This window comes from Algoriphagus marinus, assembly GCF_001936475.1.
Classification (GTDB): Bacteria; Bacteroidota; Bacteroidia; order Cytophagales; family Cyclobacteriaceae; genus Algoriphagus; species Algoriphagus marinus.
This window is the reverse complement of record NZ_MSPQ01000001.1, coordinates 295,633-319,038: the sequence shown is the minus strand read 5'-3', so window position 1 is coordinate 319,038 and position 23,406 is coordinate 295,633. Positions and strand designations below refer to the sequence as shown.

The following is a 23,406-nucleotide window of genomic DNA, read 5'->3' as shown; positions in this document are numbered from 1 at the left end:
TGTTTTATACAATTGCATTGGTTTTAAACCAAATTTAGAGAAACAGAAAAAGTCTAAAATTATCTGTTCGCTGAATATTTTGGATTCAAGTATTGCTGATTTTAAGGCAAAGCCCTAGAATATCAAACCATCAGATTAATGATTGTAAAAATTTTTCCAGGCCCTCCAAATTTCCCTACTGTTTACGCGCAAGCTTGCTTTTTGAGAATTCTATTTGTGGTTTTAGACAAATGTTCTCAATACTCCGAAAGTTGTGCCGGTAATAGAATTTTAACTTTTTTAGGTTTAATTGATATCGCGTCAATGTGACCCATTTTTGACTGATCCGCCGTGCTAAAATGAAGATGGACAAAACTGTCTTTGTGCGTATAAATGCCTTGGCCTGATTGGGAATAGAAACCGAAGATTTCACCGTCTATAGCCGTATAGATGTATTTATAACTAGGCACACCTGCTTTGTACCCGGATACTTCGGGAGAGCGTGGAGCAACCACATGGATAGTTAGTCCATCAAATTTCCCAAGTATTCTAAATGGAAATGGATTGGCAATATCATAGCCTTGTGCTATGGCCAAGCTTTCTATGGCTTCTTGTATTTCTGCATCACTTTCAGCTTTCATCTCTATTTCAAAAGTTTTCCACTCCTTCACATAGGCATAAACAAAGAATGGAGCTTTGGCTTGCTTGTCAGTACTAACTGTAAGCATTCCTTCTTCATCAGCAAAAGCGATCAAAGGTACGCCATTCAACACGGTAAGCTCACCCTGCATTTTGCCATACGGCCCCATTCCATAGAGATGATCTTTAGTAAGTAAACTGTCAATGCTGATGCTAGGAGAAAACCCATTCTGTCCCATCTGGCTCATTGAGCCTGAGTGCATTACTTGCGCTTCTAAATTCAAGGAAATAAGAAGCGATACTAGTAGGCTTGTAATTAGTTTCATATGATTATATTTTGATTTTTATAGGCCATATGGAATCTCGCAGCACTTAATCATCCCAGTGTGTGACTTTTTAGTCATGCTCGATTTCATGTGTTTATAATTTTTCTATTTGGCCACATGGAATCTCGCATTTCGATCCAGATAGCCATCGGGACATCCCACTGTGTGACGTTATTGTCATGCTCGATTTCATCTGTCAATAATTTCATTTTTATGGGTCATCCCGATATTCTTATGGATTAGGCAAATGTGGCGCTTGCGTCATGCTCGATTTCATTTTATGAACCGTATTTTTTAATAATTGCCAATTGTCCTGCGTGGTAAGTCGTATGTGAAACGATTCTTCCGAAGGCTTCAGATTTGGTTTTGCTGCCAAACTCTTTGGTAGAAATAGTCATTTCCCAGTCTTCATCGGTTTGTTTTTCCACGATGGATTTAAGCTTTTCAAAGGATTCGGTCACGTAGCTTTTTAAAACTTCCAAATCTGTCCATTCGCCTGTATCTCTTTGATCAATCACGGTTTTGGCAGTCACTTTTACGGTGTTGTCCCCAAAAACATTTTTAGCAAAAAGTAACTCAACATCACCGATATGTCGAATTAGAAAACCCACCGAATTTGGACAGTCACCCAGTTTTTTTCTTAAATCTTCCGAAGTAATCTTTTCCAGTTGATTGGTGAACCTTGTTCGCGCTTCTATCCAAAGTTCAAGGAGTATTTCAGCTTTCGTTTTCATCATTTGATCAAGATTAAGTTGCTGTCAGTTTTGGCAAATAGCCAATGTTTTACATCGGGTTCGATTTCGATATAATCTCCCGGACCAATCATTTCTTTAATACCTTTTTCATTTTCAAAAATCACCTCGCCAATTATCCCCATCAATAATGCTGGAGTTTTAGTGGTATGCTCTTTCATTTCAGCATTAGCCTCCAGTTTAATAGAAATTATTGAGCCTTCTGTTGGACTAAATATTTTCTTTGTTTGCAAGGGTTTCTTTTCAGTGAAATTGAAGTTGAGATGCATAGATGTTTTTTTATAGTATTAGATTAAATAAGAATCCTGATAGAATGATAAAGAGTGTGACAATTCCGAAGTAGATGGAAATCAATTTCATACTCATCACTTTTTTGAGCAAAGTTGCTTCTGGGATGGATAAACCGACGGTCGCCATCATAAAGGCTATTGCAGTACCAAGAGGCACACCTTTGGCAACAAAAACCTGAATTACTGGGACTATCCCAGCGGCATTGGTATACATTGGCACCGCAAGAATTACTGCAAATGGAACAGTCCACCATTGTCCACCACCTAAGTATTGACCAAAAAAGTTATCCGGAACATACCCGTGCATAACTGCTCCAATGGCGATACCGATAATCACATAAAGGACCACACCCTTTACAATGTCCCAAGCTCCACGACTAATCCCTGGTAGACGCTGGCGAAAAGTCGATTTTTCCGCTTCGTATTCGCCTTGCTGCATTTTGCTTTCCAAAATCTTCTTCACCCAATCCGAAAGCAAAGGCTCAAGATTGAATTTGCCTAATAACCAGCCGCCAATTGTACCCAACAAAATACCCGAGGTAGCATAAATAAGAGTGGCTTTAATGCCAAACATGCCGATGAACATCGCAATGGCCACTTCATTTACTAAGGGTGAAGTGATCAGGAAAGCAAAAGTCACCCCCAATGGAATCCCTCCTTGCACAAAGCCAATAAATAAAGGAACGGAAGAACAGGAACAGAAAGGTGTAATGGCTCCGAAAATGGAAGCAAAAAGGTATTCTAATCCGTAGAGCTTTTTTCGGTTGAGGTAGTTTTTAAGCCTCTCAATTGGGAAATAGGCGTTTACAATTCCCATTAAAAAAACAATCAGAAACAACAGAATAAGGATTTTCAATGTGTCGTACACAAAGAAATTTAAGGCTGTACCCAAATGGGTCTCTGCTCCGATATTGAAAACAGAGTAGATCAGCCAGTCGGCAAAATGTTGTAACCAATCAAACATATATTATTCTTTTAACAGCAACTCGGGCTAGCGCCATTACCAGTTACAATTGTAGTATCGCCTTTTGTAGGAAATCCTTTTTGTACCCAGCGAGTAATCCCATGTTGCATATTCACAACTTTATCGTATCCGTGGTTTATCAAAAAACCAGCAGCTCTTAAACTCCTGCTTCCATTTTTGCAAACCATAACCACATCTCTGTCTTTTGGGATTTCATGGAAGCGTTCTTCAAATTCACTTAAAGGAATATTGAGAATAGCTGGAACATCGCACGCCAATTGGTCCTCTTCCTCTTTTTCTCGGACATCAACTAACAGCGCTCCCTTTTTTACCCACTCTTGAGTGGTTGTTGGGCAGATCTCTTTTACTAAAGTTTGACTTTCCATGGTCTTATTTTTTTAAGAAATCAACAATTTCGGATACCTGAGCAATACGTCCTTTTACTTTCATCTCGCCATTGATCATGAGCACAGGAGTAGTAAGCACATTGTATTTCATCATTTCTTCAATGTCTTCTACTTTTTCCACATTGGCTTCCATGTTGGTTTTTTTTAGGGCTTCAAGCACATTGCTGTAGGTGGTTTTACACTTTGGGCATCCCGGGCCTAACACTTTTATTTCTGTCATATTTTTGATGTTTTATATTCAGTTGGCTTTTGAAATATTCTGAATTTTATTTTAAAAAGGTTATTCCAATACTTTGTTTAATAGGGACTTAGCGAAAGTGAAATTTTCCCGGTTAATGCAGTATTTGGTTGTTGGAGGTGTAATGTCACCTTGTATAAGTCCTGCTTCTTTAAGCTCTTTTAAATGCTGTGAAAGCGTCGACTTTGCGATCGGAAGTTCTTCCGCCATATCACCATGATAGCAGCAGGACTGTGAATTGAGCAATTCCAGAATAGCGATGCGAACAGGATGCCCCAATGCTTTAGCAAATCGGGCTGTTTGTTCTTGATCAGCGGTGAAATAATCAGTTTTGATAATGCTTGGCATAATCTGTTAAAATCTATTGTTCGTAAATATACGAACATAAGTAGAGAGTAAATCATTCCATGCGCTAAGAATCAGAAATTCTGCATGATATGAAATTATCTATTAAGTGACAGAAGTCATTTTATCGCTGTTTCACTTATCCTATATTCCGTGAGTTAATAGACTTTTATAGTATTAATTAAAAATCCAGGTGTATGAAAAATTTTATTTTATTCTTCTTGATCGTGTTCTCAAGCGCGCTGTTTACAGCATGTCAAGAAAAAAGTGAAACTGTAGATGGCTATTCGGGAGCTACCACAAAAAGCGTTTCCAATATGAAAGCTACCAGTAATAGCGATTGGTGGCCTAATCAGTTAAACCTAAGCATGCTTCGTCAGAATTCTTCATTGTCTAACCCCATGGGAGAAGAATTTAATTATATCGAAGAGTTTAATAGCCTAGACTACGAAGCACTGAAAAAAGACATTAGTGCAGTGTTGACAGAATCACAAGATTGGTGGCCTGCGGATTATGGGAACTATGGGGGCTTGTTTATTAGAATGGCTTGGCATAGTGCGGGCACCTATCGCACGGGTGATGGTCGAGGAGGTTCACGCTCAGGACAGCAGCGTTTTGCACCTCTCAATAGCTGGCCTGATAACGTGAATTTGGATAAGGCGAGGCGACTTCTTTGGCCTATTAAACAAAAATATGGAGACAAAATTTCATGGGCTGACTTATTGATTCTAACGGGTAATGTTGCCCTGGAATCCATGGGCTTTAAAACTATCGGTTTTGCTGGTGGAAGAGAGGATGTTTATGAGCCCAACATGGATGTCTACTGGGGTAAAGAAACCAAATGGTTGGATGATGAGCGCTACAAGGGAGACCGTGAACTTGAAAACCCTTTAGCTGCTGTGCAAATGGGACTGATTTATGTCAATCCCGAAGGACCAAATGGAAATCCTGATCCCGTTCTTGCTGCAAAAGATATTCGGGAAACTTTCGGCAGAATGGGAATGAATGATGAAGAAACAGTTGCCTTGATCGCTGGTGGACACACCCTTGGAAAAACTCACGGTGCAGGACCTGCCTCGAATGTTGGGCCTGAACCTGAAGCCGCAGACATTGAAGAGCAAGGGTTTGGCTGGAAGAGTACCTATAAATCTGGAAAAGGAGCTGATGCGATCAGTTCTGGCCTAGAAGTTATTTGGACTTCTACACCTACGCAGTGGAGCCAATTGTTCTTTTTTAATTTATTTGAAAATGAATGGGAGCTCACAAAAAGTCCAGCGGGAGCACATCAATGGGAAGCTAAAAACCCAAAAATGATGGTTCCGGATGCGTTTGATTCAGAGAAAATGCATAATCCTACGATGCTGACCACAGATTTGTCATTGAGATTTGATCCTGTTTACGAAAAAATCTCAAGGGACTTCTATGAGCATCCAGAGAAATTTAATGATGCTTTTGCACGTGCTTGGTTTAAGTTGACTCACCGGGATATGGGACCAAAGACTACTTATCTAGGACCTGAGGCACCGACAGAAGATATGATCTGGCAAGATCCTATCCCTGCTGTAAATCATGAGTTGATCAATAGTAGAGATATAGCTTCCTTGAAAACATCGCTTTTAAATTCAGGCCTTTCTATAAGTGAAATGGTTTCTACGGCTTGGGCTTCGGCCTCTACCTACCGGGGATCTGACCGAAGAGGTGGTGCCAATGGAGCAAGAATACGCTTGGCGCCTCAAAAAGATTGGGAAGTAAATAATCCAAAACAATTGGCAAAAGTATTGGGAGTACTTGAAAAAATTCAAAGTGACTTCAATGCTAAATCAGGGGCTAAGAAAGTATCCTTGGCTGACTTGATTGTTTTAGCAGGAAATACCGGAGTAGAGAAAGCAGCAGCAAATGCAGGATATCCTATTGAAGTGCCATTTACTCCCGGACGTATGGACGCCAGCCAAGAGCAAACAGATGTGGCTTCCTTTGAATTGCTGGAACCTATGGCGGATGGTTTCCGAAATTATTTAAAAACACGGTATACTATATCCACTGAAGAATTGCTGATCGATAAAGCACAATTACTCACCCTAACTCCTCCTGAAATGACTGTTTTAGTAGGTGGTATGCGCGCACTAAATGCAAATTACGATGGGTCCAAGCACGGTATATTTACTACTAGTAAGGATGAGTTAAACAACGATTTCTTTGTGAACCTTTTGGATATGAGTACAGAGTGGAAAGCTACTTCAAACACAAAAGAAGAGTTTGAAGGGAAAGACAGAAAAACCGGTGAGCTAAAATACACCGCTACCCGTGCAGATTTGATCTTTGGTTCAAATTCCGAATTGAGGGCTTTGGCTGAGGTTTATGGAGGCAGCAATGCAAATGAGAAATTCGTAAAAGACTTTGTCAAGGCATGGGAAAAGGTAATGAAACTGGATAGGTTTGATTTAATTTATAAATAGTATTAAAAGCAATAATGATTTCTAGCAATAAAACCAGCCCAAATGGGCTGGTTTTATTCTTTTCTAAGGCGGAAAATGATTGGAGAGAAAAATCAATGAGTGAAGGTCCTACTTTTTGTAGCCTAATGATTTGGCTATGAGGGGTAGCATCCTGCAGAGCTCCATTGCTTTTTGATTTAGTGGTGCTCAGTATTTATTATTATTCTTTTTCATATTTTTTATCAATTTCCCTAAGTCTTTACCTTTCTTTTTTCTATCCAGAGCATTTGACTCGAAATATATTCGCTCTTTTTCCATCTTGAGGAAATTCTCATATAATTCAGGGCTCAGGGTATTGTTTTTTAAAGCAGTTAATACCGCACATCCATCTTCAGTAGTGTGAGTGCAGTCACTGTACTTGCACTCTTGAGAAAGATTCAATATTTCCTCAAAAGTCATTTCTAACCCTTCAGGATCATCAGTTATGCCCACTTCCCTCATTCCTGGATTGTCGATGAGAACACCGTTTTCAAAGACTATTAATTCTCTATGAGTCGTGACGTGCTTTCCTCTGTCTATGCTTTCACTTATCTCTCCTGTTTTTACCAATGTTCTTCCAACTATTGTGTTGATTAGTGTGGACTTACCCACACCCGAAGAGCCCAATAAGCAATAGGTTTTTCCTTTCGTTAGTTTTGATTTGATTTCCTCAATTCCCAAATGAGTTTGGTTGCTAATGGGAATTATAGGGACGTTTTTGATTCTTTTTCTTACTTGGGTTAGCAGTTCTTTTAATTCCGATTCTTCAATTAAATCTATTTTACTTAGAACGATAATTGGATCAATTTTGGAGGTATTGCAGATAGTTAAGTATCGCTCAAGTCGATTGATACTGAAATCTCTATTAACAGATTGAATAATAATACCGACGTCAATATTTGTAGCAATAATTTGAGTTTGCCCAAATTTTCCAATTGCTTTTCTTTCTAAAATTGAGCTCCTCTGAAAGACAGCATGAATCAGAGCTTTGCCTTCATCATATTCAGAAATTGCGACCCAATCTCCAACAAAAGGTAATTCGCTCTGATCAGAAACTGTGAATCGTAAATTCCCAACAAGTTCACAATCATATTCTTCTGATTCAGTTCTTACAAAGAAACGATCTCTATGCTTTAAAATAACCCTACCAATAATAAAGGAATCAAGGCCTCGTGCTTTTCTAGCCTCTTCTAATTCATTATTATATCCTAAATCTTCGAGTGTCATTTTTCTTATTAAGCTCAACGTCTCGCTATCACCCATAATTAGGTGATTTATTCAAATTATTTAAATCATTCCCACCGTATTCTCCAACAGGCCTATTCCCTCAATCGAGATTTTCACCTGATCGCCTTCTTTTAGGGTAAATCCATCCGGCACGATTCCCGTCCCGGTCATCATCAGACATCCGATTGGGAAGGTGTTTGCTCGAAAAAGCCATTCTGCCAATTCCTTAGGCTTGCGCTTCAATTGCGTCAAATCGGTATCTCCACTTGCAGCCAGGTTGCCGTCACGATGGATTTCGAGATTTATTTTTGTGCTTTCTGGAATTTCCTCCTGAATCAAAATACAAGGCCCGATGGCGGCACAACCTTCATAAACTTTTGCCTGGGGCAAGTAAAGTGGGTTTTCGCCTTCTATGCTTCGGCTACTCATATCATTCCCGATGGTAAAGCCTTGGATTTTCCCTTTGGGAGAAATCACCAGAGTTAACTCTGGCTCGGGTACATCCCAAGTCGAATCTTTACGAATATTTACTATTCCTCCCGGCGCTGAAACCCTGGATGCTGTGGCCTTGAAGAAAAGCTCCGGACGATCTGCATTGTAAACCTTATCATAAAAGGTGGCTCCACCAGAATCCTCCGACTCCTCCATTCGAGCAGTTCGACTTCGATAATACGTCACTCCAGCAGCCCAAACTTCCTGATTTCCCATCGGAGCAAATAGCTCGGATTGGATTAAACTATTGGCTTCAGACTCGGCAATTGACTTCCAGCTTTTCGATTCATTTTCCAAAAAACTTTTCAACTCTTCTTGACCCAAAAGCTGATCCCAGTCGAAGCTAGGCCCTATTTTGAAAGAAGAATCAGATTGGAGAAGTGTTCCGGATTTGAGTTTGTAAAGTTTCATGGATTGATAGGTTTAATTTGGAAGTTAGCCAAAATCCTGAAATGGAAGAATCGAAATTTTATTAGGAATCATTTTACGGCTAAGAGCGCTAAGAAAAAATAAGGAAGTGATGGAGTCCATTTTTTTGTCCTAGTCCCAAAAACCTTTGTGTCTTTGCGAGACCTTCGTGGACTTTGCGGTAAAACCCTTCAACTGCTCAGTGGTTGAAATTTTCAGATTTCTGAATTAAGCTTTCTGATTTATAGCCTTTGTCTCTTTAGTATAAACCTTCGTGACCTTTGCGGTAAAAAACTCGTGATTACTTGATTTCAAACTTTTCCCACCTACATTTGCTGTCAGATCATAAGGGGTGCCTTAACAAAACGGGCTGAGATCATACCCATACTACCTGATCCGGGTAATGCCGGCGAAGGGAAATGAACCAGTAGAATAAAAATAGTATAAGAATTCCGAAGCGGTACCCTTCGGCTATCTCCTATTTTCATTCTGCAAATCGGGTAAACAATCACGGAAAGCTTCCCTTGAGTTTTCTCATGTTTAACTCAAATCTCCCGAAAGGGAATATGTACCATGAAAAATTTAATTCTTTGCCTCGTCTTCTGCTTGGCAAGTTTTGCAGCTTTGGCACAAGAAAGCCTTAGCGGAAAAGTGCTTGATGCAGAAAGCAATCAACCATTAGTCGGCGCTTCTGTCTGGTTCCAGAAAATCGGAAAAGGGGCTGTTACCGATGAAAAGGGAGTTTTTACGCTAGGAAAACTACCAACTGGTGAAATTCAAATCAAAGTCTCTTATCTCGGATTTGAGGAGTTTGAACGAACAGTGATCCTTCCTTTTTCGGGAGAACTGCTTGTCAGTCTTCAGGCAAGAGATTTACTGACTGAGGAATTTGTAGTCTCCGCAACTCGGGCATCAGAAAGCACTCCGACTACCTTCCAAACGATCTCCAAAGAAGAAATCGCTAAGCGAAATCTCGGTCAGGATATCCCGATTCTCTTGAATTTTACCCCATCCGTCGTGACCCATTCCGATGCCGGAGCTGGTGTTGGATACACCGGACTCCGAATCCGAGGCACGGACCAAACCCGAATCAATGCGACCGTAAACGGAATTCCGCTCAACGATGCAGAATCCCATGGGGTCTTTTGGGTGAATATGCCGGATTTTGCCTCCTCAGTAGAGAATGTGCAGATTCAACGGGGAGTCGGAACTTCCACCAATGGAGCGGCGACCTTTGGTGCAAGCCTCAATTTCCAAACGGATACCCGCCGGGATGAAGCTTATGCGGAAGTTCAATCTGGCTTTGGTTCCTTCAATACGCTTCGAAACACTGTGAAAGCAGGAACCGGATTACTGAATAATCGCTTTGCCGTAGATGCGCGCCTTTCCAAGATCACTTCGGATGGCTATGTGGATCAGGCATTTTCTGACTTGAAAAGCTTCTTTGTTTCGGGTGGTTATTATGGGGAAAACGCTGTCATCAAGCTGAACATTTTCTCGGGAGCAGAGCAAACCTACCAGTCTTGGTGGGGACTTCCGGAATCGAAGTTGGAAACTGATCGGACTGATAATTACTATACCTACGAAAATGAAACGGATAACTATCAGCAGGATCACTACCAACTCATCTACACTGGAAAAATAGGAAGCAATTGGAAGACCAATCTGGCGCTACATTACACTTACGGTCGTGGCTACTATGAGCAGTATCGAGAAGATGATGATTTCGAAAGTTATGGTTTGCCAGATGTAGTAATTGGCGAAGAGACCATCAGCAGTACTGATATCATCCGCCGAAGATGGCTGGATAATGACTTCTTTGGATTTGTGGGTTCGGTAAATTATATCTCAGACAATGGGAAATTGGATTTGATCCTAGGGGGCGGTGCCAATCGCTACGATGGAGATCACTTCGGAGAAATCATCTGGGCAAGAGTGGCCGGTGCTACCAATATCCGAGATCGCTACTATGACAACAATGCCGTAAAAGACGATCGAAATATCTACGCCAAAGCAACCTATGAACTGAGTTCTGGACTTAACCTATTTGGAGATCTTCAGGTCAGGGGTATCGACTATTCCTTCTTCGGGGTGAATGATGACCGGCGAATTGTGGATGGGCAGGAGTCCTATACTTTCTTCAATCCAAAGTTTGGTTTTAGCTATGAGAAGAATGGTAAAACCTGGTATGCGAGCTATGCCATCGCAAATCGTGAACCAACCCGTTCGGACTTCACAGACAATCCGATCACAGAAGTGCCAAGACCAGAGCGCTTAAATAACATTGAAGCGGGGGTTCGAGCCAAAACTGGAAGATTCTCCTACAATGCGAACTTTTACTACATGGACTACAAAGACCAACTGATCTTGACTGGGCAGATCAACGATGTAGGCGCATACATCCGTGAAAACGTAGCCAATTCATACCGGGCGGGAATCGAATTGGATGGTGCTTTCCAGCTATCCAAAGCTTGGGTTTTAGGGGGAAATATTGCCTTCAGCCAAAACAAGATTGCTGAGTTCACAGAATACATCGATGATTACAGTGTAGCGGATTTTGTGCAGGAAGCGATTACGTATACTGATACGGATATCGCATTCTCTCCAAATACAGTTGCCTCGGCCATCATCGAATTCAAACCTGTGGAGAATCTTTCGATCAATTGGATGAGTAAATATGTAGGTCAGCAATTCTTGGATAATACCTCGAATGATGCGCGATCGCTGGATGCTTTCTTTACCAATGACCTCCGAATCAGCTATAAAGCTCAACCCCGATTTTTCAAAAGTCTGGAGTTGAATCTGATGATCAACAATATCTTCAATGAGCTATATGAGCCGAATGGCTATACCTTCAGCTATTTCGTGCCGGGGGAAACTTCCGGAAGAGAATTAATCACCGAGAATTTCTACTATCCGCAAGCCGGTACCAACTTCCTGATGGGTGTGGTGATGAAGTTTTAAGGGTTTTTGATTAGAGCCGTTCGTGAAATACGAACGGCTTTTTTTAAATTAAACCTTGGTCTGTATCCTCATGGGCTGGAGTTTATAGTATTACCGCACTGATGGTAGTAAAAGATTTTTTAGATCTGTGGGGAAAATTTATAACGTTTTGGCGCTTGGCGCAGTGGCGGATTTCGGAGCACAAAACTTTCATTTAACCACAAAAGTTGATGCGAGGTAGAATGTTCAATTAACCACGTCACCCGCCATTGAGCCAAACGCCTGTTATGCGGTCGGCTTTCTTTTCTGTTGTCTATTTGTCTAATGGTGTCCACTTTCCTTTTTTGAAATAAACATTGTTAAATTTCGGTGAGTAAAATACTAAATAAAAGTTCCAAGCACTTCGATAAGTTGTCGGGTTACTTGTCATAATGTGGTGAGTTGGTTGCTCCATATTTATTATCAGTCGTTCCGAACTATAAGGTTTGGTCGTTGTAATTGTCCCCCGATACGTTTTTAATATTTTTTTCTTGTCTGTCACGTAAAATAAAATAGAGTCGTTGTCTTTTATTTCAAATCTGAAATTGTTGTATTGCCAGTCTGCTTGTCTGCCAGGGAAATAGTCACGGTTAACGATATACTCTCCGTAATAGTCTTTTTTTTCTAAAAGTGTCTTTGCAGATAGCCACTGAGCAATACCTGATAGAAAGGCAAGGCCAAATATTCCAAGCCAAATCAGTCCGAGCGTCTTTCCAAATATTTTCTTTCTTGTCAGCAACCAAGTCACCAAGAGAATACCTGTCAATGGAACAAGGATAAAAACAAAGAATAAATTAAAACCAAATCCCATTTTATTGTCTTGTTAGTTGTCTATAGTGTCGTCTGTTAAGCTGCCGCATAACGGATGGCGGTATGGTTAGTTGCCGATTTCGAAGCACTTTCCTGTCAAGTTACAACTACTTTTGATACGGGCTGTGCCGCTCGAATACGCACTGCACCGGCAATTAACTATACCGCGTGTTGTGCGTTCGGCTTTTATTTATTTCATTTTCTTATTGTAAATTGAAGCAAAGTTACTAATTTTGCATTCAATTATTTAGATTTTTTTCATTATGTATTACAGCAGACCTTGGACGACTATCTAAGTGATAGACAGTCCCAAATAAATTTCCCATAATCTTTTTGGCAAGACAAACAGTCTATGCTTTAGTGTGTCGTCATTTTTAATGAAGGCATTTCTTTGTCATAGTTGCTCTGTCAGGTAATACTGTCTTTCACATCGCTACGATTTGAATTCAAGTATTCACCTGTAAGAAGTCATAATGAATAAAAATAAATTGCCTGTAAGATTTACAGGTCAGCACTTTACAATTGACAAAGTGCTAATTGAAGATGCAATAAAACAATCAAGAATTAATCAAAACGATATGAATAAAAATAAATTGCCTGTAAGATTTACAGGTCAGCACTTTACAATTGACAAAGTGCTAATTGAAGATGCAATAAAACAATCAAGAATTAATCAAAACGATACGGTCTTAGATATTGGTGCAGGAAAAGGATTTCTAACTGTACAACTACTACAAAAGGCTAAATTTGTCATTGCGATTGAGAATGATTTTGAGTTAATAACGCATCTAAAACACAAATTTAAACAAACTCAAAACATTCAAGTTTTTGGATGTGATTTCAGAAATTATAAAATTCCTAATTTTTCGTTTAAGGTTGTTTCTAACATACCATTTGGTATAACATCAGAAATCTTAAAAATATTGATGTTTGAAAATATGGAAAGTTTTCAGGGCGGTTCAATTTTCCTGCAATTAGAACCTGCTAAAAAGTTATTTGTAGACAAAATCTTTAATCCTTACACTATCCTATATCATACATTTTATAGTTTGAAGATAGTTTACGAAATAAATCCTAATAGTTTTATACCTCCTCCAACTGTTAAGTCTGCTTTTCTTAAAATTGAACGAAAACCTTTACATATTGATTTTAATCAGAAAGTCAAATATTTAAAATTTCTATCTTTTCTGTTACAAAAACCTAATTTACCTGTCAGAACGGCTTTAAAATTAATATTCAGAAAAAGTCAGGTTAATGAAATTTCCGAAAAACTTGGAATTAATTTGAACTTAAAAATCGTGAATCTATCTCCAAGTCAATGGAAAGATTGTTTTATTGAAATGCTGAAAGTTGTCCCTGAAAAGTTCCACCCTTCATAAATCAATTCTATCTTGTCAAGGTAGTATTTTCTGCGAGGGGGTGTCTTTAAGCTGACGCACAACGGTTTGCTTCACGCAACTATTGCGCTATGTATGCCATATGGCATACATAGCGCAATAGTTGCGGCTATTTTTAAATTATTTGAACTAACCCTTTTTTATCTAAATATCCAAGCTGTTCCTAGGCCTTTTTATTTGATCAAATCCCTAGGTCGTGAAAGGTTCTTGTTTCAATTCGCTGATCTGTGATCTCACAGACCCATCTTTTAATTACTGGATCATCACCTGGATTTCTTCCATAGCCACGATCGCTTCCTTTTCTTTTGAAAAATCCAAACTCAGAATAACCTCATCCGAAGACTTCAATACGCATTTATACATCGTCATCTTGCCTGACATCGTCGGGGTAATTCCATTCGGAATATTTTTGGATTGAAACGAATGGTGAATCAGTTCGATCTCTAGAACTTGAGGAATCCGCTCCCAATCTCCAAACTTCATCCAGCCCACATTCTGGAAATGTTTGATCCGATTTCCCCCAAAATCCAACAAAATTCCTGAGGATAGTGATATCAAAATCAGCCCAATCAATCCTGCGGTAATACCTACTGCAATCGTCTTCTCCATCGAACTCCCGCTTTCAATTACCCATGGGCTGATCAAAACCAATATCCCAGCACCTGCTAAAATAAATCCTAGTAGCCTCGGTCCGGAGATCGAAGCGCTGGAATCTCTGTAAGTATAGATTTTTGAATTTTTCATTTTTTACCATGCCACCTGGTCGGTGTCTTCACAGACCATATTTTTTATTTATTTACCTGCTGGAGAGCAAGTGATACAAGCGCTCATTTACATAGTAATTTCCAGTTCCCAGCTTTTCCTTTCGAAGGACTCCATCATCGGCCAACTTATTCAAATAATTGGCAGCAGTGATTCTCGAAACTCCCAAATCCCTGACAATAAACTCAATCTTGGTATAAGGGTGAGTGAAGAGATTGTTCAGCAGCTCCTGTGAGTAAAACTTGTAATTATCTCGGAGTAGGATCTTCATGTCCGCCATCAAAACTTTTAAATCTTCAATCAATTGAATGGTTTCCCGGGCTGTGTTTTCCACGCCTTCGATCATATAAATCAACCAACTTTCCCAATCACCATTCTCCCGAACTCCTTGAAGCAAGCGGTAGTAATCTGGCTTATTTCTAATGATATGACTGCTGAGATAGAGAATCGGCAGCTTTTGCAAACCTGAAAGAATCAAATACAAGAGATTGATAATTCGGCCAGTCCGCCCGTTGCCGTCATAGAATGGGTGAATACTTTCAAACTGAAAGTGGATGAGCGCCATTTTCACCAATGGATCCAAATCACTCAATTCGGGTTCGTTGATGAATCGCTCCAGATTACTCATCAAATCCAAAATCTCAGCCGGATCCTGAGGTGGCAAATAGATGGTCTCACCTGTCTGCGTATTTTTCAAGGCTGTTCCGGGGATTTTTCGAAATCCCGCATTGTTTCCTTCCAGCGTTTCCTGAATTTTTAGAATGGTTTGATTGGTTATTAATCCTTGATTTTCAACTAATCCAAAGCCCTGCTTTATCGCAGATACATAGTTTTGAACTTCTTTGATAGCCGGAGACAAATTTTCAAATTCTAAATCAGACTTGTACAATTCATCATGTGTGGTGATAATATTCTCCACCGCTGAGCTATCCTTTGCTTCCTGAATTGCAAGCGTGTTCAAAAGTATCTGCTGATTTGGAATGGAATGGACTAAACCCTTCAGCTCAGCCAAAGCGGCATGTGCAGCCGGAAGACGCTTCAAGATAGACTTGCTCTCCAAATCCAAATCATAAGGTAAAGGCACCAAGCTCCAGCTCATAGCTATGTAAAGATTTATTGATTTTCTTTACAAAGATAACCTTGTCTGTTAAAGAAATCTCATTTTCTTTACATATATGAGAAACAATGTAAAGATTTGTCGATTTTCTTTACATATAGCTTAAAGTATGTAAAGCAACTTTACACTTAATCCGGAAATAAAGTCTTATCCATCCCCGGTACGATTCGCAAGGCATTTTTGTAATAGACCTTTTTTAAGACTTCATCGGACAAGCCTAAGCCATACATGGACCAAAAAGCATGGTACTTTTTGTAGTATGGAAAATACTCATCCTCGGTCTCCAGCACTCGGAAATAGGTGTAAAACTCTTCCTTGTTATAAGCATCTTTTCCAAAAAGTAAGCGGTCCTGATATTTGGTGAAGAATTCTTTGGCTCTTCTCGGCTGACGGCCAAACTCGGCGATTACTGCTCCGATACCAAAATTCACATTTGGATATTTCTCCAGATGGGCACTGGCAGCGTCCAGATCATTCGCCATCCAACCCATGTGGGCATTTATAAATATGGTCTTAGGATGCTTCGCAAAAACGGAATGCTGCTCCGCAATAATCTGCTCAAAAGGTACTGGATTGGTATCCGATCGCTTCCGGTTTGGGTTTAATTTCAGTTCCAACCAGCGCTCATTATTGGCATCCATCGGCTGCCAAAACTGTGCAGGATCTGCCGAATGGATAATTACCGGAATTCCCAATTCACCGGCTTTCGCCCAAACAGGGTCAAGCGCAGGATGATCTACGGGTACCCGATTCCCCTGTACATCCTTCACCGAAAATCCCAGACTCTTGTATATTTTCAGACCGACTGCTCCTGCAGCTACGTCTTCTTCCAATTCTTTGACTGCCAAACGGCTCCAGTTTTCATCACCTATTCCAGCAAAATTGATGTTGGTAAAAACCATAAATCGACCTGGCGCATGCGTTTCAAATTCGCCTAGCATGGCTTTAATATATTCTTGCTGTGAATTGCTATCCCCTCTACCAAAACCACGACCACTTAGATTGACCATTACGCCCATATTGATCTCATTCATCTCACCGAGCAATTGATCAATTCGCTCCTTATTGATTCCGCCTTGATGGCTATGAATATCTACAAAAGGAAACTTGGCTCGAGTAACGATATGTTCAGGCACTTTCAATGTAGAAGGTGGATTATACTCCTCAAAACTCATTTCCTGAGCGATGCTTTGGTTTGCCAAAAGTAAAGCCAGGAGTGCAAGCGTTGTTGATTTCAATAAGTTCATATAGTCTAGGTTAAGTCTTTAAAAATAGAAAAAAAGGCTTCTATTTATCTAGAAGCCTTTGATTTGTTATCGAGCCGTTCCTCCATTTATAGTCTGACCGAAAAAGATTGCATTTGCATACAATTTATTTGTACCAAACCAGAAAGCTCTGAAATTCATATTGTCTGCGAATCCGATAATCCTTCCCCTTCCTACACCAGAAATTCGAACAACTCCTCCGTTCTTAAGTCCATCGAGATTAGAAGGGTGAAGGTATCCTGATGCTAAAGGACTGTCTGTGTAGACGAGGGGATTTGCATAGGGGTTTTCAGAAGGCTCCATAAATAGGTTATCATTTCGGAAGGTATGGATTGCTGAACTTTCATAACCATAACCAATCGGGTGGGTGATATCCAATTTGGCATTGAAAATCGCTCCGCCGGTTACTTTCGCTCCCATGGTATTTTCATAGTCAGCATAGCTTTTTTGCAAACCTTTTTCTGCCGGTGCTCCTTCTCTAAACGTAAAATCACCAACTTCATTTTGCGCTAAGAATTGCAATGCACCTCCTTTGGCTATGAGCGTTCCTCCTTCAGAAACCCAGCTTTTCAGTGTCGCAGCACCGGATTTGCCCAAGGAATTATAGCGACCATCCGGCATCAAAATCACATTGTATCGGTCTAAAGTATTTCCTCCAATCGCGTCCATAGGTAACAAGGTAACTGGCATCTCATACCGTTGATCGAGTAAGTGCCAAATTTCACCTGCCTCATAGCTATCCACTCCGCCCTCAACCAATAGCGCAATTTTTGGAATCTCTAAAGGTGAAATGGTTGTCGAACCAAGATTCGCTCCAGAAGTATAGCCGCTAGTTAATGCATAAATATCCACATGAGCAACCTGAGCTATTTCCGTAAGCTTTTGATGCATTTGTTGAGCATCCAATTTACTCTCTCCAGTGCCGATAAGAAGTGTTCCTCTTCCAAAGGTCTTTCCATCTGGAACAGAAAATCCAGCATTGGATAATCGAACTAAGAATCCGGCTTCCATTAAGTCATAGGCTGCTTTTGGAGCATAGTAATCTGCCCACTCCATCGCATATTGGTAAGCGCCGGCATTTCCAATTACTTTTCCCGGAGCTAATTCCAAGGAAGATTTGGTTACTTCAGTGACATTGGCGAGGTTAAGAATTTTGCTATTCAACGCCATGTAGTCCAGATTGAAAGCCATCGGATAAGTCCAAGCCGAAATATCATAGAAAAGACTATCCTGAAAGGTAGTTCGAGTTTCAAACATCGCCTTAATCAAGCGATACTGCGGCTGATCCGCTGGGACGATGTAGGCATTTTTACCTTTAAACTCTGTGCCGTTAAGTGTAATATCCTCATTGAGCGTGAAAACTTTGATGTTGTGCTGTAGAATCAAATCAGCAAGGTGGAAGCTTCGTGCATCGTCTTCTTTGCTTCCGAAAATATATGCCTTATTCATATCTGCGGCAGTTTCAGTAGCGATTCCTTTGTAGAAATCTTTCATCCACTGATTAAGCTCAATGCGCATTTCCTTCGCTGCCTGATAGGATGACAGGTTTGCGGTGAATTGATTTCGAATTGTGAAAGGAAAGCTCAGCATCCCGTTTGCACTTTCCTGCAAGTGTCCACGCGAACTTGCCTGCTCAAAAAGAATCCCGATCGAGCCCTGAACATCTGGATAGGTTGATCCTTTGCCATAATAAAAATCATCGTAGCCTTCTTGGTTGTAATAAAGTGATCCAATCTGATCCAAGGCTTTCGCATGATAGGTTCCGATCTTTTCGGTTAGCTCAAAGTTCTTCGTCGGAGTAAGCGGGTGGACACGAGAAGGTACTCCAGGTTGGAAAAAGAAGGTACTGTTGGTGCCCATTTCATGAAAATCCAAATGAATATTTGGAAGCCAGTCTTGGAAAACTTTTACCCGGTTTCTAGACTCAGGATGCTGCACGGGAAGCCAGTCACGATTCAAGTCAAACCAATAATGATTGGTACGTCCTCTTGGCCAAGCCTCATTATATTCTGCACCATTTGGGTCTCCATTTAGATTGTAAGCTTTATGCGAATTCACCCAAGAAGCAAATCGATTCAATCCATCAGGATTAATCGCCGGATCAAGCAACAGCACGATGTTTTCCAGTTCTGCTTCAATCTCATTCGCTGCCGCAAAATGATAGGCTGCCAGAAGGGAAGCATTTGCGCCACTAGGCTCATTACCATGGACAGAATAGCCCATAAACATCACCACTGGCATTTTCTGAATATCTACAGTTGCATTAGGATCCCGGAGTTTAGCCCGATCAGCTTTGATTTGATCTAGCTTGGCAAGGTTGGCTGGAGTACTAATCGTCAATACCACCTGAGGTCTTTTCTCATAGGTACGGCCAGTTTCCTGGATCATTACCCGGTCCGATGCAGCAGCTACAGCCTTCATATACATGTAAAGCTGATCATGTGTGACATGCCAATCACCTACTTGATAACCCAATACTTCCTCCGGGGTAGGAATAGCAGGATTGTAAGTGTATCCTTTTGGTAGGTAGTATGAAAGATCCACCTGAGCATAGCCCACAAGGGTCATGAGGGATAAAATCAAAGAGAACAGAATGCGCTTCATAGAAATAAATAGTTAAACTTTTCCTAAATTCTTACATTTTTCCGATCCAATCACTTATTTTAGTTTCAGTGGTAAAAATAATTGAAGAACAGATATGGATTTGATAGTACCAGGATATGGGTTGATTTATTGGCAAATCGCAGGCTTTGCCTATATCGCATTTTGGATTTATGCTTTAATTGATTTGGTCCGTGCGGATTTTAAAGATCAAAATTCCAAGTTAGTCTGGGTATTAATTATCCTATTCGCACCATTTGGCTGCTTTTTATATCTAGGCTTTTCCCGAAGGGACAAAAAGCGAGGCTTCAAACCCGACTTTTCAAAAATTTCTAAACCAAAAAGTCTATGATCTTATCCTTTATTCAAAATATCGGTGGAAGTTTTTTAATCATATTATCCATCATCAGCTTCATTTATTTAATACTTATGATTTATTGTCTGGTTGATATCATCAGGTCTGAGTTCAAAGACCCCAACATGAAATTGATCTGGATTATAATTATTCTTTTTGCTCAATTGATAGGCACTTTAGTCTATTTGGTGATTGGAAAAAGCACTAAAAAATTAACTTACTGATATGTTTGGAATAGGAATAATTGGGTTAGCAATCTACGCCTACACGATCTACGATGTAGTCATCAGCAACTTTGCGAGCGATACGGATAAGTTGATCTGGATCCTGATAGTAATTTTAGTTCCGTTCTTAGGAACGATTCTGTGGTTCTTGGTAGGAAGAGGCAAAAGGATTAGCTAGTGGTCTTAGCTGAAAATCTCCTTCACAGCTCCCTCCAACACAGGAAATTCAAACTCAAATCCAGCCTTTTGAATTTTATTGGCCGATACTCGATTCCCTCCGAGTACCATCGCCGCCATTTCTCCCAGAATCAATTTCAGCCCAAAACCAGGCACTCCGATTCCAACAAAAGGCTTTCCTTTTGCTTTGGCCGCTACTTTTGTCAAGTGATAGTTTGTGGCAGGATTAGGAGATACAGCATTATAAATTCCCTGAAGCGTAGTTTTTTCCACTGCAAAAACAAAAAGATTTGCAAGATCTTCGATGTGAATCCAACTCATCCACTGATCTCCTTTGCCAAGGGGAGCAGCAACTGGAGGCTTGAGCATTTCACCTAATGCGCCTCCATGAGCATCGAGCACAATTCCTATTCGTAGCAAAACGGTTCGAAGGTGTAACTCTTCGATTTTTTTCACTTCATTTTCCCAAGCGACCACGACCTGAGCTAAAAAATCATTGCCTGCTTTGCTTGTCTCATCCACCAAAGCCGTCCCGGTATTGAAGCCATAATAGCCAACAGCCGAAGCGGAGATAAAAACATCCGGTTTGGAAGCTGCCTTGGCAATCCCGTCATAAAGCAGTTGGGTGCTGTGCGTTCGAGAATCTAAAATTTCCTTTTTTCGACTGTCCGTCCATCGTTTGTCTGCGACACCCGCTCCAGCCAGATGAATAATCCCATCCGCCCATTCGATGCTTTCCTGGTCTAGCTGTTTTTTGGCAACATCCCATAAGAAAGACTTTTGACCTTGATGACTTCTGCTAAGCCAAGCAACCTTGTAGCCTTTTTGTTCCAAAAGTTGGGTTATGCGTTTTCCTATCAGTCCAGATCCTCCGGTTATTAAGATATTTTTCATTGTATTCAAATTCGAGGTGATAACTTCTAAGAATTGAAATAGTTGGACAAATCCTTTCCGCCATCCAATTCACAGTTTGATGAATTCCAATTTCTATTCCTAATTTGTCTCAAACTTTTAAAAAGAAGAATTGAAATTTCAATTTCTAATAAAATACTTATTTCGTTGGCTTGGCTTGGGAGGACTTGTAGGTCTTCTTTCAGGGTCTGCGTCTGCAATTTTTTTAATTGGACTTGACTGGGCGACAAATTATCGGGAAAATCATCTTTTGATCATCGCTTTCCTTCCTTTAGCAGGATTTGTAATTGGCTGGACATATTATAAATATGGCGAAAAATCAGTGCGTGGAAACAATTTGCTTTTGGAAGAACTCTACCAAAGCCAAGCACCAATTCCTCTTCGAATGACCCCTTTGGTGCTTTTTGGGACTATTTTTACTCATTTATTTGGAGGATCAGCGGGCCGTGAGGGTACTGCCGTGCAGATGGGGGGATCTTTGGCAGATCAGCTTACCAAGATTTTTTCATTAGCAAAAAACGACCGAAAACTAATATTAATCGCTGGAGTTGCCGGAGGATTTGCATCAGTTTTTGGAACTCCGCTTGCTGGGGCGATTTTCGCATTAGAATGGATGCTCCATCGCAAATTCAATTGGAAATCCCTCTTTCCGGCATTATGGACCGCTTTTGTGGCTCATTGGGTTTGCATGTACTTATGGGGGGTAGGTCATACCGCCTATTCCATTCCAGAAGTTGCCCCACATACCTTGATCAATTTACTTTGGATCGTTCCAGCGGGAATTGCCTTTGGATTATCCGGTAGATTATTTGCCCAGACTACCCATTTTTTTTCTTATCAATTTTCCAAATGGATTTCATACCCTCCGCTCAGACCGGTCATAGGCGGACTACTGATTGCCGCTTTTGTTTGGTTTTCGGACAGCACTACTTACATCGGCTTGGGAGTTCCCAGAATTCTGGAGGCATTTGAGACTCCACTGCCTTGGTATGATTGGATTGCTAAAACCGGTTTAACAGGATTTACACTTGGAGCAGGTTTTAAGGGAGGGGAAGTGACTCCACTTTTCTTTACCGGAGCTACCTTGGGGAATGCTTTAACGACCTGGATTCCTCTGCCACTCGCACTCCTAGCTGGAATGGGATTCGTCGCTGTTTTCTCAGGGGCCACAAATACGCCTTTGGCATGTACCGTAATGGGTATGGAACTTTTTGGTTATGAGTCTGGAATTTATCTGGGAATTGCATGTCTGATTGCTTACTTCTTCAGCGGGAAATCCAGTATTTATTCTTCCCAGAATCTTGAAGGGAAATTTTTTGCAGACATTTCGAGCTGGCCAAAAAGAAAACAGCTTTAAAACACTGAAGATTTTTATCCGCTATTAAGGTAGTCGCTCCCCACAGGAGCGGCAATAATGATCCAAGTGGGAAATCCCTTTTTTTGCACAGAAAGGGCATTGCATATCCGCTTCTGCATCTTGACGCTTCTTTTGCGCAGCCATTTCCGAAGAGACGATTCCAGTTGGAACGGCGATAATCGCATATCCTAAAAGCATGATCAGAGAACTCACCAGCTGACCCAAAGGTGTCACTGGGTAAATATCTCCAAACCCAACGGTAGTCAGCGTGACAATGGCCCAATACATTCCAACAGGAATACTTGTAAATCCATGCTCGGGACCCTCGATAATAAACATCAGCGTCCCCATGATCAAAACAATAGTGATCACGAAGCCTATAAAAATCAAGATTTTATGAAAACTGGCCTTCAGAGAACGCGTAAGGTATTCTGCCTCGACCACATATCTTCCAAGTTTCAAAATCCGGATTACCCGGAGTAATCTCAGCGCTCGCACGACAGAGAGTAATTGAGAATTAAGTACGAAGAAACTTAGGTATGTGGGAAGGATCGCTAGCAAATCAACTAAGCCATAAAAGCTGAAAATATATCCCCTTGGTTTGCGGGAAAGCCAGACGCGAAGTAAGTATTCAATGGTGAATAGTATGGTAGAAATCCATTCCAATGTCTTAAACAGATCTCCATATTCCATTCGTAGACTAGCTACGGAATCCAAAATAACAATGAGAATACTCCCAAAAATTAAAATCAACAAGACGATATCAAACGTTCGGGATGCCCAATCATCCGACTCAAAAACAATATGGGCCAACCGCTTTTTGGTGATTTTCATTTGTTAATAATTTGATTTTCTAAGTTGCCCAATGGATCTCAGGAGAATCTCGCAAAGTTGATGATGATCTTG

General features: G+C 40.6%; 24 protein-coding genes and 1 riboswitch. Of the genes, 7 read left to right on the top strand and 17 right to left on the bottom strand.

Annotated elements, in window-relative coordinates; all coding sequences use genetic code 11:
- Positions 1–236: 236 nt before the first annotated feature.
- The 8 genes from BVC88_RS01325 to BVC88_RS01295 form a co-directional block, all read right to left on the bottom strand.
- Positions 237–944 (bottom strand): acetolactate decarboxylase, encoded by a 708-nt coding sequence (locus tag BVC88_RS01325; RefSeq protein WP_083638974.1) that lies wholly within the window; start codon positions 942–944, stop codon positions 237–239.
- An 86-nt stretch (positions 945–1,030) separates the two neighbouring features.
- On the bottom strand, positions 1,031–1,153 hold the full coding sequence (locus BVC88_RS21650) for a hypothetical protein (protein WP_262481232.1): 123 nt from the start codon (positions 1,151–1,153) through the stop codon (positions 1,031–1,033).
- A gap of 69 nt (positions 1,154–1,222) precedes the next feature.
- On the bottom strand, positions 1,223–1,678 hold the full coding sequence (locus tag BVC88_RS01320) for a DinB family protein (protein ID WP_075349416.1): 456 nt from the start codon (positions 1,676–1,678) through the stop codon (positions 1,223–1,225).
- Positions 1,678–1,965: a cupin domain-containing protein gene (locus BVC88_RS01315; protein WP_075348836.1), complete on the bottom strand. Its 288-nt coding sequence runs from the start codon at positions 1,963–1,965 to the stop codon at positions 1,678–1,680. Before BVC88_RS01315 ends, BVC88_RS01320 begins: the two co-directional genes overlap by 1 nt.
- Before the next feature lie 10 nt (positions 1,966–1,975).
- Entirely contained in the window at positions 1,976–2,950 is a 975-nt protein-coding gene (locus BVC88_RS01310; RefSeq protein ID WP_075348835.1) for a permease, read from the bottom strand.
- 11 nt (positions 2,951–2,961) lie between these two features.
- Positions 2,962–3,336, bottom strand: coding sequence for a rhodanese-like domain-containing protein (locus tag BVC88_RS01305; protein WP_075348834.1), 375 nt, complete (start codon positions 3,334–3,336; stop codon positions 2,962–2,964).
- Between the two features lie 4 nt (positions 3,337–3,340).
- Positions 3,341–3,577, bottom strand: coding sequence for a thioredoxin family protein (locus BVC88_RS01300; protein WP_075348833.1), 237 nt, complete (start codon positions 3,575–3,577; stop codon positions 3,341–3,343).
- Positions 3,578–3,637: 60 nt separating this feature from the next.
- On the bottom strand, positions 3,638–3,943 hold the full coding sequence (locus BVC88_RS01295; protein ID WP_075348832.1) for an ArsR/SmtB family transcription factor: 306 nt from the start codon (positions 3,941–3,943) through the stop codon (positions 3,638–3,640).
- 194 nt (positions 3,944–4,137) lie between these two features.
- Between BVC88_RS01295 and katG the strand changes: the two genes are divergently transcribed.
- Complete coding sequence (gene katG, locus BVC88_RS01290) at positions 4,138–6,396, top strand: catalase/peroxidase HPI (RefSeq protein WP_075348831.1); 2,259 nt, start codon at positions 4,138–4,140, stop codon at positions 6,394–6,396.
- Between the two features lie 186 nt (positions 6,397–6,582).
- Here katG and rsgA read toward each other — a convergent pair whose 3' ends face one another.
- Both rsgA and BVC88_RS01280 read right to left on the bottom strand, forming a co-directional pair.
- Positions 6,583–7,677: a ribosome small subunit-dependent GTPase A gene (rsgA, locus tag BVC88_RS01285; protein ID WP_245803570.1), complete on the bottom strand. Its 1,095-nt coding sequence runs from the start codon at positions 7,675–7,677 to the stop codon at positions 6,583–6,585.
- A gap of 24 nt (positions 7,678–7,701) precedes the next feature.
- Positions 7,702–8,544: a fumarylacetoacetate hydrolase family protein gene (locus BVC88_RS01280; RefSeq protein ID WP_075348830.1), complete on the bottom strand. Its 843-nt coding sequence runs from the start codon at positions 8,542–8,544 to the stop codon at positions 7,702–7,704.
- Positions 8,545–8,879: 335 nt separating this feature from the next.
- A riboswitch (TPP riboswitch) is annotated at positions 8,880–8,976 on the top strand.
- A 138-nt stretch (positions 8,977–9,114) separates the two neighbouring features.
- On the opposite strand from BVC88_RS01280, the gene BVC88_RS01275 reads away from it, so the two are divergent.
- Positions 9,115–11,505 (top strand): TonB-dependent receptor, encoded by a 2,391-nt coding sequence (locus BVC88_RS01275; protein WP_075348829.1) that lies wholly within the window; start codon positions 9,115–9,117, stop codon positions 11,503–11,505.
- Positions 11,506–11,797: 292 nt separating this feature from the next.
- On the opposite strand, the gene BVC88_RS01270 is transcribed toward BVC88_RS01275, so the two are convergent.
- A complete protein-coding gene (locus BVC88_RS01270) occupies positions 11,798–12,334 on the bottom strand; it encodes a hypothetical protein (protein ID WP_075348828.1) in 537 nt (178 codons plus the stop codon).
- Positions 12,335–12,806: 472 nt separating this feature from the next.
- On the opposite strand from BVC88_RS01270, the gene erm reads away from it, so the two are divergent.
- On the top strand, positions 12,807–13,712 hold the full coding sequence (erm, locus tag BVC88_RS01265) for a 23S ribosomal RNA methyltransferase Erm (RefSeq protein WP_394332873.1): 906 nt from the start codon (positions 12,807–12,809) through the stop codon (positions 13,710–13,712).
- A gap of 270 nt (positions 13,713–13,982) precedes the next feature.
- Here the strand turns inward: erm and BVC88_RS01260 are convergent, their stop codons facing one another.
- The 4 genes from BVC88_RS01260 to BVC88_RS01245 form a co-directional block, all read right to left on the bottom strand.
- Positions 13,983–14,474 (bottom strand): hypothetical protein, encoded by a 492-nt coding sequence (locus BVC88_RS01260; protein WP_075348827.1) that lies wholly within the window; start codon positions 14,472–14,474, stop codon positions 13,983–13,985.
- A 52-nt stretch (positions 14,475–14,526) separates the two neighbouring features.
- Complete coding sequence (locus BVC88_RS01255; protein WP_089153048.1) at positions 14,527–15,591, bottom strand: Fic family protein; 1,065 nt, start codon at positions 15,589–15,591, stop codon at positions 14,527–14,529.
- Between the two features lie 146 nt (positions 15,592–15,737).
- A complete protein-coding gene (locus BVC88_RS01250; RefSeq protein ID WP_075348825.1) occupies positions 15,738–16,856 on the bottom strand; it encodes an amidohydrolase family protein in 1,119 nt (372 codons plus the stop codon).
- A gap of 66 nt (positions 16,857–16,922) precedes the next feature.
- Positions 16,923–19,478: a M14 family metallopeptidase gene (locus tag BVC88_RS01245; RefSeq protein WP_075348824.1), complete on the bottom strand. Its 2,556-nt coding sequence runs from the start codon at positions 19,476–19,478 to the stop codon at positions 16,923–16,925.
- Between the two features lie 94 nt (positions 19,479–19,572).
- Between BVC88_RS01245 and BVC88_RS01240 the strand changes: the two genes are divergently transcribed.
- The 3 genes from BVC88_RS01240 to BVC88_RS01230 are packed head-to-tail and all read left to right on the top strand — an operon-like array spanning position 19,573 to position 20,232.
- A complete protein-coding gene (locus tag BVC88_RS01240) occupies positions 19,573–19,827 on the top strand; it encodes a PLDc N-terminal domain-containing protein (protein ID WP_075348823.1) in 255 nt (84 codons plus the stop codon).
- Positions 19,824–20,054, top strand: a complete 231-nt coding sequence (locus BVC88_RS21725; RefSeq protein WP_083638973.1) for a PLDc N-terminal domain-containing protein — start codon at positions 19,824–19,826, stop codon at positions 20,052–20,054. The genes BVC88_RS01240 and BVC88_RS21725 overlap by 4 nt, the downstream gene beginning before the upstream one ends.
- Before the next feature lies 1 nt (position 20,055).
- Positions 20,056–20,232: a PLDc N-terminal domain-containing protein gene (locus BVC88_RS01230; protein WP_075348822.1), complete on the top strand. Its 177-nt coding sequence runs from the start codon at positions 20,056–20,058 to the stop codon at positions 20,230–20,232.
- 5 nt (positions 20,233–20,237) lie between these two features.
- Here BVC88_RS01230 and BVC88_RS01225 read toward each other — a convergent pair whose 3' ends face one another.
- Positions 20,238–21,125 carry a TIGR01777 family oxidoreductase gene (locus BVC88_RS01225; RefSeq protein WP_075348821.1) on the bottom strand — a complete coding sequence of 296 codons (888 nt, stop codon included), beginning with the start codon at positions 21,123–21,125 and terminating at the stop codon, positions 20,238–20,240.
- Between the two features lie 130 nt (positions 21,126–21,255).
- Here BVC88_RS01225 and BVC88_RS01220 point away from each other — a divergent pair, with 130 nt between their 5' ends.
- The gene (locus BVC88_RS01220) at positions 21,256–22,500 is read left to right on the top strand and encodes a voltage-gated chloride channel family protein (protein ID WP_075348820.1); all 1,245 of its coding nucleotides are present in this window, start codon (positions 21,256–21,258) and stop codon (positions 22,498–22,500) included.
- Between the two features lie 24 nt (positions 22,501–22,524).
- Here the strand turns inward: BVC88_RS01220 and BVC88_RS01215 are convergent, their stop codons facing one another.
- Positions 22,525–23,334 (bottom strand): ion transporter, encoded by an 810-nt coding sequence (locus tag BVC88_RS01215; protein WP_075348819.1) that lies wholly within the window; start codon positions 23,332–23,334, stop codon positions 22,525–22,527.
- Between the last annotated feature and the right edge of the window lie 72 nt (positions 23,335–23,406).

Excerpts from the sequence above, each read along its gene's own strand:
- BVC88_RS01320 (WP_075349416.1), bottom strand. The coding sequence starts at position 1,678 with ATGAAAACGAAAGCTGAAATACTCCTTGAACTTTGGATAGAAGCGCGA.
- BVC88_RS01215 (WP_075348819.1), bottom strand. The coding sequence starts at position 23,334 with ATGAAAATCACCAAAAAGCGGTTGGCCCATATTGTTTTTGAGTCGGAT.
- BVC88_RS01270 (WP_075348828.1), bottom strand. The coding sequence starts at position 12,334 with ATGGGATTTGGTTTTAATTTATTCTTTGTTTTTATCCTTGTTCCATTG.
- BVC88_RS01305 (WP_075348834.1), bottom strand. The coding sequence starts at position 3,336 with ATGGAAAGTCAAACTTTAGTAAAAGAGATCTGCCCAACAACCACTCAA.
- BVC88_RS01250 (WP_075348825.1), bottom strand. The coding sequence starts at position 16,856 with ATGAACTTATTGAAATCAACAACGCTTGCACTCCTGGCTTTACTTTTG.
- BVC88_RS01245 (WP_075348824.1), bottom strand. The coding sequence starts at position 19,478 with ATGAAGCGCATTCTGTTCTCTTTGATTTTATCCCTCATGACCCTTGTG.
- BVC88_RS01300 (WP_075348833.1), bottom strand. The coding sequence starts at position 3,577 with ATGACAGAAATAAAAGTGTTAGGCCCGGGATGCCCAAAGTGTAAAACC.
- BVC88_RS01260 (WP_075348827.1), bottom strand. The coding sequence starts at position 14,474 with ATGAAAAATTCAAAAATCTATACTTACAGAGATTCCAGCGCTTCGATC.
- BVC88_RS01315 (WP_075348836.1), bottom strand. The coding sequence starts at position 1,965 with ATGCATCTCAACTTCAATTTCACTGAAAAGAAACCCTTGCAAACAAAG.
- rsgA (WP_245803570.1), bottom strand. The coding sequence starts at position 7,677 with ATGGGTGATAGCGAGACGTTGAGCTTAATAAGAAAAATGACACTCGAA.
- BVC88_RS21725 (WP_083638973.1), top strand. The coding sequence starts at position 19,824 with ATGATCTTATCCTTTATTCAAAATATCGGTGGAAGTTTTTTAATCATA.
- BVC88_RS01280 (WP_075348830.1), bottom strand. The coding sequence starts at position 8,544 with ATGAAACTTTACAAACTCAAATCCGGAACACTTCTCCAATCTGATTCT.
- BVC88_RS01225 (WP_075348821.1), bottom strand. The coding sequence starts at position 21,125 with ATGAAAAATATCTTAATAACCGGAGGATCTGGACTGATAGGAAAACGC.
- katG (WP_075348831.1), top strand. The coding sequence starts at position 4,138 with ATGAAAAATTTTATTTTATTCTTCTTGATCGTGTTCTCAAGCGCGCTG.
- BVC88_RS01240 (WP_075348823.1), top strand. The coding sequence starts at position 19,573 with ATGGATTTGATAGTACCAGGATATGGGTTGATTTATTGGCAAATCGCA.
- BVC88_RS01310 (WP_075348835.1), bottom strand. The coding sequence starts at position 2,950 with ATGTTTGATTGGTTACAACATTTTGCCGACTGGCTGATCTACTCTGTT.
- BVC88_RS01255 (WP_089153048.1), bottom strand. The coding sequence starts at position 15,591 with ATGAGCTGGAGCTTGGTGCCTTTACCTTATGATTTGGATTTGGAGAGC.
- BVC88_RS01230 (WP_075348822.1), top strand. The coding sequence starts at position 20,056 with ATGTTTGGAATAGGAATAATTGGGTTAGCAATCTACGCCTACACGATC.
- BVC88_RS01275 (WP_075348829.1), top strand. The coding sequence starts at position 9,115 with ATGAAAAATTTAATTCTTTGCCTCGTCTTCTGCTTGGCAAGTTTTGCA.
- erm (WP_394332873.1), top strand. The coding sequence starts at position 12,807 with ATGAATAAAAATAAATTGCCTGTAAGATTTACAGGTCAGCACTTTACA.
- BVC88_RS21650 (WP_262481232.1), bottom strand. The coding sequence starts at position 1,153 with ATGAAATTATTGACAGATGAAATCGAGCATGACAATAACGTCACACAG.
- BVC88_RS01325 (WP_083638974.1), bottom strand. The coding sequence starts at position 944 with ATGAAACTAATTACAAGCCTACTAGTATCGCTTCTTATTTCCTTGAAT.
- BVC88_RS01295 (WP_075348832.1), bottom strand. The coding sequence starts at position 3,943 with ATGCCAAGCATTATCAAAACTGATTATTTCACCGCTGATCAAGAACAA.